A 12,768-nucleotide genomic window follows, 5' to 3' on the forward strand; every position below is an offset into this window, starting at 1 on the left:
AGCCACGGCCGCCTCCCCGCAAGCGACGACGAAGGCCCGCTCCTCATCTGCTCCACCCCCCGCGCCCTCGGCGACCGCATCGAAGCCACCGACGTCAAACAACTCCTGCTCCGGCTCGCCGGACTCGCTCCTGGCGGGAAGCCGCCCACCGGGCGGGCTCGACCCGGTTCCCATCAGCGCTCAGGGGCCGGTCGAGAGGGCCGCACGAGCATCTGAGCATCCCGGTTGTGGCCAGAAGACTCACCCAAAGGGGTCCGAGCTCATGAAAAAAATCGCTTCGCCGGCCGCGCTGTCCGGTCGCGCCGAGCGGATCGCCCAGCGCGACCGCTCGGACGCCTGGAAGAAGCCGCCGCGGCGCATCGAGAAGTCCGAGTGCATCACGTGCGACACGTGCCTGCGCAGCTGCCCCGCGGAGTTCGGTGCCATCTTCGACCGCGGCCTGGACGTAGTGATCATCCCCGAGCTGTGCTCGGGCTGCCCGGCCTGCGTGCTGGAGTGCCCCGTGGACTGCATCTACGTGGACGAGGACTGGACGCCGACCGACGACGCCATGTGGAACCACATCGAGCTCACCGCAAAGGGTGCATGATGAGTGCCTTGCCCGAGCGGGGGGAATCCCGCCGCGCCGCCAACGCCAGGAAGCGGGTCAGCCGCCGGCCCAGCCGGCTGGGCCTGGTCGCGGGCGCCACGCTCAAGCCCGACCGGGTCCGTGAGGCCGACGCCGGCTTCCCGGGCCTGCTCAAGCGGGCCTGGCAGCGCGCCGAACAAGCCGACGACCTGCGCTCGTTCACCGAGGTGCTGCTCACCCTGGACGGCCACGTACCGGCCGACGTCCAGCTGCGTGCGCTCAGCGCCCCTGAGGAGGCGGCGCTGGCCGTCCTGTGCGGCCTGACGTGGCGCGCCCAGGAGACCGCCACCGCCGCCCCGCACGCGCCGGGCGCGGGGGAGCCGGTCTTCTGGGGCGAGATCGCCCTGGCCACCAGCGGGCGGGTCGTGCTGCGCGTGCCCTCGCAGGCGCCGCTGAAGGCCGACCAGCTGGTCGGCGGGGTGCGCCGCGTGCCCTGGACGCAGGCCGACCTGGACGCCTACCGGGAGTACCTGCAACGGGCCGAGGCCCGCGTCGCCGAGACCGTCGCCGACTGCCGCGCCTGGCTGGAGGCACAGGGCGAGCAGGGCCGCGAGACGCTGCTGGAGCAGGCCAAGGAGGCGGCGCTGCGCACCGCGCCGTTCGTCCTCTACCAGCAGGGCCGGCAGTACACGAACTTCCGCGACCACAACACCCTCACCGGCAAGACGCTGTGGCCGGGCCACCCCGACTGCTCCCTCAGCAGCCTCCAGGGACTGCCGCTGGAGCTGTGGTCCGACCACGACGTGCAGCTGCTGGTCGGGCTGACCCTCCTGGTGCGCTCGGCCGGCCCCGGCCGTGTCGAGGAGGCCAACGGCACCCAGCTCACCGTCGACCACCTCGCCCACATGCTGGAACGCATCCGGGTCGGCTACAACGCCGCGCTGGGCCGCGAGCAGGTGCCGCCCGCCCCCACCGCCCAGGTCGCCGACCTCGACGAGCTGGCCCGGAACCTGCGCGCCCACCGCGCGGAGGTCGCCACCGGCGCGCAGCTCTACCGCGAGATCCACGGCGCCCTCATGCACAAGATCGAGAAGGTGGCGCGGCCCTACGCCGACGGCGCCCGCTCGCGTGAGGAGGCGGTGGTGGCCCGGCTGACCGCCCGGCTGCCGCTGGCCGGTGACACCCTTCAGGACCTGGGCCGGGCCCTGGCCGCCGACCCTACCTGGCTCAGCGCCCCGCACGGCGGCTTCGGCACCGGCCTGGAGTCTTTGGTCTTCGAGTCGGCGGCGGCCGCCACCGACGCCTTCGACGCCGACTTCGCGATGAGCCGGGGCATGCGGTCCCTGCCCGACCTGATCAGCGCGCTGCGCGAGCAGCGGTGGGCGGAGATCTGCGACTGGGAGATCACCCGCTTCTTCTGCTGTGTGGTGCCCCACCCCTCCGCCGCCCGGCACTTCGGCGGCTCCACCGCCGCCCTGGCCGACGCCGCCTGGGCGATGTCCTCGCGCATGCAGTACAACTCCTGGCACTTCATCGCCGGGAACCTGCCCAAGGGCCCCGAGGTGATCGACCGCGACCACTTCGTGCCGCCCACCATCCCGGACGTCGCCTTCTACTCCGACCAGCACCACCACGGGCACGTCAACAACCACGTGCGGTTCTCCATCCGCTCCCCGCAGTCCGTCGTGGTCGACGGGCGGCGCTTCAACGGCTTCGTCGACCTGCGGCTGCTGCGCTGCGACGGCGACCCCTTCGACGAGCAGGACCTGCTCGCCGCGCACCGGGTGTCGGCGTTCACCGGCCGGGCCACGGGCCTGGCCGCGGAGTTGGCCGCGGCCGGAGCGGGACCGGAGATCACCGCGTTCGACTCCCCGTGGCACTGGTCGGCCGTCACCGGCCAGGACACCCCCGCCAGCCGCGCGTCCTGAACGGTCGCGCCCCACGGGCCGCCCGGCGGGTCCTTCCCCCGCCCCGCCGGGCACCGGCCCCCTCCTCGACGAGCACCGTCCGCAGCGCCCCTGAATGCCCCGCGGCAGCACAGGAGCAGAAGGAGTGAGCGATGACCGCCCGCGGCATCCGCCGGACCAAGGAACTGCTGTCCCGCCGGGAGCTCACCGCCGTCGAACACGTCCAGGACGTGCTGGCGGCCGTCCGCGAACGCGACCACCTGGACGCGTACGTGGCCGTCGCCGGCGAGGAGGCGCTCAGGGCCGCCGAGCACGCGGACGCCCTGATCCGCGAACGCGGCCGCGAGGCCTGGTGGGACATGCCGCTGCTGGGAGTGACGGTCTCCGTCAAGGACCTGCTGCAGACCCGCGACCTGCCCACCACGCGCGGCTCCCTGCTGCCCAACACCCGGCCCGCGCAGGACGCCCCGGCGGTGGCGAGGCTGCGCGCGGCCGGCGCGATCGTCGTCGGCAAGACCAGCACCTCCGAGTTCGGCTGGAGCGCCTCCACCGTGGGCCGTGTCGCCCCGCCCACCCGCAACCCCTACGACCCGCGGCTGACCGCCGGCGGCTCCAGCGGCGGGGCCGCCGCCGCCGTCGCCGCCGGCCTGTGCGAGGGCGCGCTGGGCACCGACGGCTCCGGATCGATCCGCATCCCCGCCGCGTTCTGCGGCGTCGTCGGCTACAAGCCCTCCTACGGCCGCGTGCCCTACTACCCCAACGGCGCCGACCGCCTCGCCCACCAGGGGCCCCTGGCCGGCTCCGTCGCCGACGCCGCGCTGCTGGGCCAGGTCATCGCCGGCCCCCACCCCACCGACCCCGACTCCGGGCTCGGCTCGCTGGACTCCCCGCGCGACATGCGCTCCCTGCGCATCGGCTGGATCGAGTACGAGGGCACCGACCCGGAGATACGCCGCGTCACCGACACCGCCCGCGAGGTGCTCCTGGAAGAGGGCCACCACGTCGACGAGGTCGAGGTGCGCTGCAACAACCTCTACCCGGCCGTCGTCGACATCCTCGCCGCCAACGAGGCCGCCGGCACCCGCCCCCAGGACGAGGCCCTCATCGACCCCGGCCGCCTGCACGTCGTGCGCCACGGACGCACCCTCAGCGGCGTCGCCGTGATCCAGGCCGAGGAGATCCGCCAGAACCTGCGCGCCACCCTGCGCTCGGTCATGGACAACTACGACCTGCTCGCCATGGCCACCGTGCCCGTCGAACCCTTCGACGCCACCGCCATCGGCCCCCACTGGGCCGCCGACGCCCGCGACCTGCTGTGGCTGGCGTGGGCGCCCGCCTCCTACCCGTACAACATGACCGGCCAGCCCGCCGCGTCCCTGCCCGCCGGACTCACCTCGGCCGGACTGCCGGCCGGGGTGCAACTCGTCGGCCCGGTCGGCGCCGACGACCTCGTCCTGACCGTGGCCCGCCGCCTGGAGGCGATGCTCGCACCGCTTCCGCAGCCGCCCACGGCCCACCTCGTTCCCGCCACCACCGCCACCACCGCCACCACCGCCTCCACCGGCGAAAGGACGTCCTGAACCATGTATGCCCGGTCATGGTCCACGCCCGTCAGCGACGGCAGCGTCGGGCGCCCGTCCTTCGTCACCGACCACCAACTGTGGGACGAGGAGCGCCTCGCCGCCGCCGAACGCGTCGAAGCCGCCCTGGACGACGTCGACTTCGTCCGCCTCGTCTTCGGCGACCCGCACGGTCTGGCCCGCTCCAAGACCCTCACCACCGACGCCTTCCGCACCGTGCTGCGCAACGGCATGAACTTCAGCCCCGGCCCGTTCCTGTTCGACACCGGACACGCCGTCGCCGTCGACTTCCTGGGCGAGCACGGCATCGGCGTCGACGAGATCTCCGGCGCCGGCAACTTCGTCCTCGTGCCCGACCCCGTCACCTTCCAGGTTCTGCCCGGCCGCGGCCCGCGCACCGCCTGGGTCCTGGGCGACGAGTACCTGCGCGACGGCACCCCCCACCCGCTGTCCTCCCGGGCCGTGCTGCGCCGCGTCCTTCAGCGCTACACCGCACTGGACCTGCAGCCCGTCCTGGGCCTGGAGGTCGAGTGGTACCTCACCCGCCGCCTGGACGACGAGCCCGGCAACCAGGGCAACGGCTTCGGACTCCAGGGCCGGGCACCGCGCGTGGCCGCGGTCAACGCCGGCTACCAGTTCAACCTCGACGCCGCCTACGACACCGTCGCCCCCATCACCGGCCCGCTCGGCCTGTACCTGCAAAAGCTCGGGCTGCCGCTGCGGTCGATGGAGCACGAGTCGGGCCCCGGCCAGGTCGAGACCACCTTCAGCCCCATGTCCGCCCTGGACACCGCCGACGCGATGCTGCTGTTCCGCACCGTCACCAAGCGGTACTGCGCCCGCCGCGGCCACCACGCCTCCTTCATGTCCCAGCCCCTGCTGGACGCCGCCGACCCCAGCGGCTGGCACCTGAACCAGTCGGTCGTGGACACCACCACCGGCCGCAACGTCTTCAGCGCCGAGGGCCTGTCCGGCGGCCTGTCACCCAGCGGGAAGTCCTACGCCGAAGGGCTGCTGAGCTGGGCCCGCGAACTGTTCCTGCTGTCCGTGCCCACCGTCAACGGCTACCGGCGCCTGGCCGCCGAACACGCCCTGGCCCCCACCCGCCTGGGCTGGAGCTTCGAGGACCGCACCGCCATGCTGCGCGTGGTGGGCAGCGGCGCCGGCGCCCACATCGAGAACCGCATGGGCGAACCCTGCGCCAACCCCTACCTGAACATCGCCGCCCAGCTCTTCGCCGGCCTCGAAGGCCTGCAGGCCCAGCCCGCCGCCCCCCAGGCGCCCACCGCCCCCGGCGGGCAGGACGAGGCCGGCGGCCCGGCCCAGCCGCAGACCGTGCCCCAGTCGCTGGCCGAGGCCCTGGACGCCTTCCGCGCCGGCCGCGCCGGCCAGGTCCTGGGAGCGCCCCTGGCCGCCTGCATGACCAAGCTCAAGGAGAGCGAACTGAGCCGCTTCACCGCCTGGAGCGACGCCCACACCCCCGACCCCGGCCAGGTCACCGACTGGGAACAGCGTGAGTACTTCGGCGCCTACTGACCCCCCGGCCGCCCGACGCCCGCCCGGCGCCCGGCACCCGCCCGGCGCCCGGCCCCCGTGCGGCTCCCGTCCACCCCTCCCTCGACGAAGGCCACCCGATGATCCCTCGCTACACGCTGCCCGAGATGGCCGACCTCTTCGCGGACCAGTCCCGCTACGCGACCTGGGTCAAGGTCGAGATCCTCGCCTCCCAGGCCCAGGCCCGCCTGGGCCTGGTACCCGAGCGGGCTGTTGAGGACATGCGCCGCGCCCGGGTACCGCTGGCCGCACGCGTCGCCGAGATCGAGAAGGAACGCGACCACGAGGTCCTGTCCTTCCTCGCCGCCTACTGCGAGGACATCCCCGAGGACTCCGCCCGCTGGGTCCACCACGGCATGACCAGCTACGACCTCGTCGACACCGCCCTGGGCCACACCCTGGCCCGCGCCACCGACCTGCTGCTGGCCGCCGCCCGCCGCCTGCGCACCACCCTGGTCACCCGGGCCCTGGAACACTGGGACACCGCCATGGTGGGCCGCACCCACGGCGTCCACGCCGAACCCACCACCTTCGGCCACAAACTCGGCGTCCACGCCTTCGCCGTCCACCGCTCCCTGGCCCGGCTCACCGCCGCCCGCGAAGCCGTCGCCGTCGGCACCGTCTCCGGCTCCGTGGGCACCTACGCCCTCATCGACCCCGCCGTCGAACGCCACGTCTGCGACAGCCTGGGCCTGGGCGTGGAACCCGTACCCAGCCAGGTCGTCGCCCGCGACCGGCACGCCCAGCTCATGCAGGCCGTCGCCGCGCTCGGCGCCTGCATCGAACAGATCGCCCTCGAGATGCGCCTGCTGCAGCGCACCGAGGTCCGCGAGGTCGAAGAACACCGCACCGGCGCCTACCAGGGCTCCAGCGCCATGCCCCACAAACGCAACCCCACCACCAGCGAACGGCTGTGCGGACTGGCCCGGCTGCTGCGCGGCTACGCCGACACCGCCCTGGAGAACGTCGCCCTGTGGCACGAACGCGACCTCGCCCACCAGTCCGTGGAACGCGTCATCCTGCCCGACAGCCTGTCCGTGGGACACTTCCAGACGGTCGCGGCCACCGACCTCGTCGACTCCCTCACCGTGCACGGCGACCGGATGCGCGCCCACATCGACACCACCGACGGCCTCGTCCACAGCTCCCGCATCCTGGCCGACCTGCTCACCCGCGGCGTGGAACGCGAACACGCCTACCGGTCGGTGCAGGCCGCCGCCACCCACACCCTCACCACCGGCGAGCACTTCACCGCCGGCCTGGCCCGCCAGGGCATCGATCCCGGAAGCCTCGAACCCGAGCGCTTCCTCACCCGGCACGACGTGATCCGCACCCGATTGGAGACCCTCCGTGAACTGGACGACTGAGCGGACCGAAGGCAAGGACCTGGACCTGGACGAGGTGCTCGCCCTCTACCGCTCGTCCGGACTGGGGGAGCGCCGGCCCGTCGAGGACCGCGACCGCATGGCCGCCATGCTCGCCGGCGCCAACCTCGTCCTCGTCGCCCGCGACACCGACGGCACCCTGCTGGGCATCGCCCGCAGCGTCTCCGACTTCTCCTACGTCACCTACCTGTCCGACATCGCCGTCACCGGCCGCCTCCAGCGCTCCGGCATCGGCCGCGCCCTGATCGACGCCACCCGCAAGGAAGCCCCCACAGCCAAGATCGTGCTGCTGTCGGCGCCCGCCGCCACCGACTACTACCCCCACATCGGCTTCACCCGGCACAACTCCGCCTGGGTCCTCAACCCGTGACGGCCACCCGGCACCCCGCCCGCCCCTCCACGCTTTTCGGCCCCAGCCTGTACCGGGGCTCGACCACCGGTTTGTAGCGTCCAGGTGGGGTGTACGACAGGGACCGGACCTCTCGGGGGCCGGTCCCTGGCACCCCGCCCACGGACGTGCATGACCTTTGGGGGAGGCATGAGCCAGATGTCGCTACCGACGATGCCGGACCTGCGGACACCCGCGGCGCAGCTGATCCGGCTGGCCCAGGACGGCGCGCCACCCCCGGCCCCCGGCGGCCGCCGCATCCTCGTCGTGGACGCCGACGTCGACCCCGCCGACTCCCTGGTGACCCAGCTGCGCCGCTACGGCCACGAACCCCTCGCCGTGCAGTGCGGCGGCCAGGCCCTGCAGGCCCACGCCGACGCCGACCTGGTCCTGCTGGCCCTCGAACTGCCCGACCTGGACGGGCTGGAGGTGTGCCGCGCCATCCGCGCCGTCAGCCGGGTGCCCGTCGTCATCGTCACCGCCCGCCAGTCCGAACTGGACTGCGTCCTGGGCCTCCAGGCCGGCGCCGACGACTACGTGACCAAGCCCTACGGGCTGCGTGAACTGATGGCCCGCATCGAGGCCGTCATGCGCCGCGCCCACTGGCAGCCGGCCGCCCGCCGGCACATCCGCCGCGGACGCCTGCACATCGACGTCAACTCCCGCGAGGTCACCGTGGACGGCAGCGGGATACCGCTGACCCGCAAGGAGTTCGATCTGCTGTGTCTGCTCGCCTCGCACCCCGACACCGTCATCCCGCGCAAACAGCTCCTCAGACAGGTCTGGGGCGACTCCTGGTCCCAGCGCACCGTCGACACCCACGTCAGCAGCCTGCGCGGCAAACTCGGCGGCAGCGGCTGGATCGTCACCGTCCGCGGCGTCGGATTCAAACTGGGCGCCGGATAACCACCGCACCCGCCCGCACCTGCCCGGGCCGGGGGACACGGTGACCACCTTCGACGAAACCCCCGCCGCGGCCGCCCGCCGCCTGCCGCACCCCCGCTCGGTGCGCGTCCTGCTCGTCCCGCTGATGCTCGCGATGATGCTCTCCCAGCTGGACAACATGATCGTCGCCACCGCCGTGCCCACCGTCACCGCCGAACTCGGCGGCCTGGAACACGTCTCCTGGGTGGTCACCGCCTACACCCTGGCCACCGCCGCCTCCACCCCCCTGTGGGGCCGCCTGGGCGACACCCGCGGCCGCAAGGGCACCCTGCTCACCGCGATCGCCGTCTTCCTCGCCGGCTCCGCACTCAGCGGCGCCGCCCAGAGCATGGGCCAGCTCATCGGCTTCCGCGCCCTGCAGGGACTGGGCGCCGGCGGCCTGGTGGCCGGTGTCATGGCGACCGTGGCCGAACTCGTCCCGCCCCGCGAACGCGGCCGCTACCAGGGCATGATCTCCGCGGCCATGGCGATCGCGATGATCGGCGGCCCCCTGGCCGGCGGCGCCGTCACCGACCACGCCGGCTGGCGCTGGGCCTTCTACCTCAACCTGCCCCTGGGCCTGCTCGCCCTGGCCATGATCTGGCTGCTGCTGCGGCTGCCCGAACGCCGCTCCACCGCCCGCGTGGATCACCTGGGCGCCGCCCTGCTGATGACCGGCATCACCGCGGCCGTCCTCCTCACCACCTGGGGCGGCACCCGCCACGCCTGGGACTCCGCCCCCACCCTCGCCCTCGCCGCCACCGCCGGCGCGTCCCTGTGGGCCTTCGTGCACCGCCAGCGCCACACCGAGCACCCGATCATGCCGCCGCACATGTTCCGCGTCCGCAACTTCACCCTGATGTCCGTCATCGGCTTCCTGACCGGCTTCGTGCTCTTCGGCGCCCTGCTCTACCTGCCGCTGTACCAGCAGGCCGTCCAGGGCGCCTCGGCGACCAACTCCGGACTGCTGCTCCTGCCGATGCTGGCCGCGATGATCGCCACCTCGCTGGCGGCCGGCCGCACCGCCACCGTCAGCGGCCGCTACAAGATGTTCCCGGTGGCCGGCGGCGCCCTGCTGACCGCCGGCACCTGGCTGCTGTCGCGCATGGACACCACCACCTCCCGGCCCACCGCCGCCCTGTACATGGCGGTGCTCGGCGCCGGCCTGGGCTTCCTCACCCAGATCGTCACCGTCGTCGCCCAGAACAGCGTCGACAACCGCGACCTGGGCGCCGCGTCCGCGGCGATCACCCTCTTCCGCACCCTGGGCAGCTGCCTGGGCGTCGCGCTCATGGGCACCCTGTTCAACCGCGAGGTGCAGCAGGTGATGGCCGAGCGCGCCCCCGGCCGCCCCGCCCTGGACAACGCCCAGCTGGACGCGGCCAGCCTCGAGCGCCTCGAACCCGCCCTGTACGAGGCCTACCGCCACGCCACCGCCGCCGGCACCCACACCGCGTTCCTGGTCAGCGCGGTCGCCGCCGCCGCCGTGTGCGCCGCCGCACTGCTGGTGCGCGAGGTCGCCCTGCGCCGGGCGGCACCGGGCCCCGCACGGCCCGCCCGCCCGCAACCGGACGGCAGCCGCTGACGGAGACGGCGGAAGCCGCCCTCCCGCGCTCTCCAGCATTCCTCAAGGCCACTTCGTCCGCGCTCCGGTGTACTGGCCGCGGCCCACGGAACCGAACCGGAATTCCGTGCCGGCCATGGCCTGCCCCTGCGAAACGGGAGTTTCCATGAGCGATCCGGTGCAGAGCCCGGGCGCCCGCATGTACGAGGAGTTCGTCGCGATCCACGCGGTGCTGCGACGCGGCACCCGCCTGGTCGTGGACGCCTACGAGCGCCTCGCCGACGGCCACCGCGTCGACACCGCGACCCTGGCCGACGCCGGCAGGTGGCTGCTCGCCTTCACCCACGCCCACCACAAGGCGGAGGACGACCTGTTCTGGCCCGTGCTCCAGGGGCTGTACCCCGAAGCCCACGCACAGCTCAAGGAGCTCTCGGACGACCACGTGGTCCTCGACGGGAGGCTGAACGCCCTTCAGCGGGCCATCGACGACCTCGCGGCGGCCGGCGCGGCCGGGTGGGACAGCGCAGGGACGGACGGCGCCCGCGCGGGCGCCGAGGCCGCCCGGCAGGTCCACGAGGTCCTCGACACCCACCTGAGCGCCGAGGAGGCCGTGGTGGAGGACCTGTTCCCGCAGGTCCCCGAGGACGACATCGACCGGCTGCGCGAGGCGTTCATCCAGGGATCGCCCCGCTTCGGCGTGCACTTCCTGTTCGGGCTGCTCGACGACCCCGAGCCGGCCCGCGGCCGGGACCTGCTCATCGAGAACTTCCCGCCGCAGCTGCGTGCCGCCCAACCCCAGATGACCAGCCGCTACGAGGACAGCGCCCAGGGACTGCGGGGTGGGCCCGCAGGAATTTCCAGCTGACCGGTCACATCCACCGGTCCCCGTTCGTCAAAGCACCGACGGACGCCCACTCCGGCCGCCGGAACCTCCTCCGGCGGCTGTCCCAGCGGCTCCCACCAGCACCGCTCTGGCGGGTGGAACCGCGTTCGATGACCCGATCCTGCACCTTCTTGAGGAGTTAATCGATGGCTGCCTCCGACGCCACCACGGCCCGGTCAGCACCAGGGGCGGGCCTCAGCCCCGGACTGATCCTGGCATTCGTCTGCATGGGCCAGTTCATGGTCTTCACCGACGTGTCGATCGTGAACCTCGCCCTGCCCTCCATCCAGGAAGGCCTCGGCATGTCCGAGGTCAGCCTGAACTACATCGTCACGGCCTACGCGACCGTCCTGGGCGGCTTCCTGCTGCTGGGCGGACGCCTGGCGGACACCTTCGGCCGCCGCCGGCTCATCCAGGTCGGCTTCCTCATCTTCGCCCTGGCCTCGCTCACCTCCGGCCTCGCCGACAGCGGCACGATGCTCATCGTCTCGCGCGCCGTCCAGGGCTTCGGTGCGGCACTGATCACCCCCGCCGCCCTGGCGATCCTGACCAACACCTTCGCCGAGGGCCCCGAGCGCAACAAGGCACTGGGCGTGTGGGGCTCCCTGTCCGGCATCGCCTCCATCGTCGGCGTGATCCTCGGCGGCGTCCTCGCCGACACCTGGGGCTGGGAGTGGATCTTCTGGATCAACGTGCCGATCGGCCTGGCCGCCGCCGCGCTGGCGCCGCGCATCCTGCCCGAGAGCAAGGCCGAGACCCGCGGCAAGTTCGACACCCTGGGCGCGGTCACCCTCACCGCCGGCCTGCTGCTGCTGATCTTCACCCTGGGTGAGGCCACCACCGTCGGCTGGGACACCTTCCGCACCATCGGCTCGCTGGTCGGCGTCGCCGCCCTGCTGACGGCCTTCGTCGTCATCGAGGCCAAGGTCGCCTCCCCGATGATGCCGCTGCGCATCTTCCGCCTGAAGACCATGCGCGTCGCCAACATCTCCGCCGTGCTGGTCTTCGGCACCTTCGGCTCGCTGTTCTTCTTCGCCAGCCTCTTCATGCAGCAGGCGTTCGGCTACTCGCCCCTCAAGGCGGGCTTCGCCTACGTGCCGCTCGCGTTCTCCGTCGCGGCCGGCGCCGGCATCGCCTCCGCCCTGGTCACCAAGATGGCGGCCCGCCCGGTCGTGATGCTGGGCCTCACGCTCACGGTCGCCGGTCTGCTGCTGATGTGGCGGGCCCCGGCCGACGGCAGCTACGCGGTCGACCTGCTGGCCCCGTTCATCCTGCTCGGCCTCGGCTGCGGCATGGTCTTCGTGACCCTGCAGATCGCCGCGTTCGTCGGAGTCACCGACGAGGACGCCGGCGTCGGCGCCGGCCTGATCAACACCAGCCAGGAAGCCGGCGGCGCGCTCGGCCTGGCCGTCGTGGCGACCATCGCCTACAGCGGCATGAGCTCCGAGATGGCCGCGACCGGCGGCGACCCCGGCCTGGTCACCAAGGTCCACGAGGCCGCCAACCACGACGCGTTCCTCTCGGGCGCCCTGCTCGGCACGGTCGCGCTGCTGGTGGTCACCTTCATGATGCCGCGCGGCAAGCAGTCCATGAGCTCCAACCCGACGGCCGAGGCCGGCGAGGGCCCCGCCCTGGTCAAGGCCGACGCCGACAAGTAACCCACCCCCGGGCCGCACCGGCCCCCAGACACGGCCCCGCCGGCCATCCCCCGAACCGGCGGGGCCGTTCCGCGCCCCGACACCACCCCGAGCACCCCGTACGGCGTCACCGCCCCCCCCGTGACCGCCATGGCGCACCGCACCCCCGGCACGGCGCCGTCCGCCCCCGCCCTGAGACCGGGCCCCGCACCCCTCCCGGGCCCTCACGCGCCGCGCCGAGACCCCCGCACTCCCGCCGCCCCCACCTGAAGGCCCCAAGCCGGCCCCGGCACTTCCCGGACCGCACCCGCACGGCCCCGGCAGCCGCCCGCCCGCGGCGGCCCCGCCCGCCCGGCGAGCGCCCCGCCCCGCAGCGGC

10 protein-coding genes and 1 pseudogene are annotated in these 12,768 nt (G+C 73.3%); all 11 read left to right on the forward strand.

Annotated elements, in window-relative coordinates:
- Positions 1-216, forward strand: a pseudogene (locus ACGF5T_RS33960) (hypothetical protein); the annotation flags it as partial.
- Positions 217-262: 46 nt separating this feature from the next.
- Entirely contained in the window at positions 263-589 is a 327-nt protein-coding gene (locus ACGF5T_RS33965) for a 4Fe-4S dicluster-binding protein (RefSeq protein ID WP_053125832.1), read from the forward strand.
- Entirely contained in the window at positions 586-2,496 is a 1,911-nt protein-coding gene (locus ACGF5T_RS33970; protein ID WP_392890215.1) for a hypothetical protein, read from the forward strand. The genes ACGF5T_RS33965 and ACGF5T_RS33970 overlap by 4 nt, the downstream gene beginning before the upstream one ends.
- A 131-nt stretch (positions 2,497-2,627) precedes the next feature.
- Positions 2,628-4,055 carry an amidase family protein gene (locus ACGF5T_RS33975; RefSeq protein WP_356612873.1) on the forward strand — a complete coding sequence of 476 codons (1,428 nt, stop codon included), beginning with the start codon at positions 2,628-2,630 and terminating at the stop codon, positions 4,053-4,055.
- A 3-nt stretch (positions 4,056-4,058) separates the two neighbouring features.
- Positions 4,059-5,591, forward strand: coding sequence for a glutamine synthetase family protein (locus ACGF5T_RS33980; RefSeq protein ID WP_356612871.1), 1,533 nt, complete (start codon positions 4,059-4,061; stop codon positions 5,589-5,591).
- A gap of 98 nt (positions 5,592-5,689) precedes the next feature.
- The gene (gene purB, locus ACGF5T_RS33985; RefSeq protein WP_356612870.1) at positions 5,690-6,976 is read left to right on the forward strand and encodes an adenylosuccinate lyase; all 1,287 of its coding nucleotides are present in this window, start codon (positions 5,690-5,692) and stop codon (positions 6,974-6,976) included.
- Positions 6,960-7,364: a GNAT family N-acetyltransferase gene (locus ACGF5T_RS33990; protein ID WP_356612868.1), complete on the forward strand. Its 405-nt coding sequence runs from the start codon at positions 6,960-6,962 to the stop codon at positions 7,362-7,364. The genes purB and ACGF5T_RS33990 overlap by 17 nt, the downstream gene beginning before the upstream one ends.
- A 168-nt stretch (positions 7,365-7,532) precedes the next feature.
- A complete protein-coding gene (locus ACGF5T_RS33995) occupies positions 7,533-8,288 on the forward strand; it encodes a response regulator transcription factor (protein ID WP_392890218.1) in 756 nt (251 codons plus the stop codon).
- A 40-nt stretch (positions 8,289-8,328) separates the two neighbouring features.
- Positions 8,329-9,891 carry an MDR family MFS transporter gene (locus tag ACGF5T_RS34000; RefSeq protein WP_356612867.1) on the forward strand — a complete coding sequence of 521 codons (1,563 nt, stop codon included), beginning with the start codon at positions 8,329-8,331 and terminating at the stop codon, positions 9,889-9,891.
- Between the two features lie 145 nt (positions 9,892-10,036).
- Entirely contained in the window at positions 10,037-10,735 is a 699-nt protein-coding gene (locus ACGF5T_RS34005; protein WP_366769247.1) for a hemerythrin domain-containing protein, read from the forward strand.
- Positions 10,736-10,899: 164 nt separating this feature from the next.
- Positions 10,900-12,411, forward strand: a complete 1,512-nt coding sequence (locus ACGF5T_RS34010) for an MFS transporter (RefSeq protein WP_356612864.1) — start codon at positions 10,900-10,902, stop codon at positions 12,409-12,411.
- Positions 12,412-12,768: the final 357 nt, after the last annotated feature.

The sequence above is a fragment of the Streptomyces sp. NPDC047853 genome (assembly GCF_043204535.1).
Classification (GTDB): domain Bacteria; phylum Actinomycetota; class Actinomycetes; order Streptomycetales; family Streptomycetaceae; genus Streptomyces.